Source organism: Streptomyces sp. MBT65 (assembly GCF_016612545.1).
Classification (GTDB): domain Bacteria; phylum Actinomycetota; class Actinomycetes; order Streptomycetales; family Streptomycetaceae; genus Streptomyces.
In genome coordinates this window covers 1-795 of sequence record NZ_JAENRY010000690.1, presented here as the reverse complement: position 1 = coordinate 795, position 795 = coordinate 1, and the positions used below count along the sequence as shown (strand labels likewise).

The window sequence follows — 795 nt, the reverse complement described above, 5'->3', positions numbered from 1 at the left end:
CCCCCTCTCCTTCCCCGCCCCGCCCCTCCCTCGCCGTCGAAGGCTGTGGGATGGCGATTCTGATGCCCGTGGAAGTCGCCTTCGGCTTCGTGTCCGCCCTGATGGTGGGGATGGGCGGGAGCATCTTGGCGGCGACGGCGTGGCTGGGTGTGCTCATCGTCGCGGCGCTCGCGGCGGGCGTCGCCTTCTTCCGGCGCGGGTACTCGGTCGGCGGGTCCGCGCACGTCCTGTCCGCCGCCGTGTACCTGGGCCTCATGGTGACGATCCTGGGCTACAGGTAGTCCTCCAGGCGCCCCACCGTCAGCCCCCGCTCCTGGATGCCGCGCAGCAGTCTTGCCGTGCTGTCGGCCGGGCCCACCTGGACGATGTCGCCGGGGGTGAGGCGGTGCTCGCCTCGGGCGTAGGTCAGGGTGCCGGTGGTCGTGGAGGCCCGCCAGAGGACCAGGGCGGAGATGCCGCAGTCGGCCGCGGCTCGGCGGGTCGTCGTGTCGTACGTGCCGTAAGGGGGCCGGAGGAGGCGGGAGTTGAGGCGGGGATGACGGCCGCAGATCTCGGTGTGCTGGGTGGCATAGGGCAGGCCGGCGAAGTGGCCGTGCTCCGGGGCCGTGGGGAACACCGTTACCGGGAGGCGCAGTTCGCGGACCAGGTCGGCGAACCTCGGGTCCCTCGGCTCTTGTCGCGCGCCGGTGCCCCGGTCGTCGTAGGTCAGGAAGACGACCCTGTCGCGGGTGCGGACGTGGTCCACGACGGGTGGGAGGCCCGGGCCCGCCGAGCGGGCGGCGGGGAGGAGGGAGG

General features: G+C 73.2%; 2 protein-coding genes. One reads left to right on the top strand and one right to left on the bottom strand.

All coding sequences use genetic code 11. The annotated features are described in order from the left end of the window. On the top strand, positions 1–281 hold a 281-nt coding region (locus JHN63_RS51600), incomplete at its 5' end, for a hypothetical protein (RefSeq protein ID WP_234478978.1). Here the strand turns inward: JHN63_RS51600 and JHN63_RS51595 are convergent. Next, the coding region (locus JHN63_RS51595; RefSeq protein ID WP_200692016.1) for a hypothetical protein at positions 272–795 on the bottom strand (524 nt) is incomplete at its 5' end. The genes JHN63_RS51600 and JHN63_RS51595 overlap by 10 nt on opposite strands.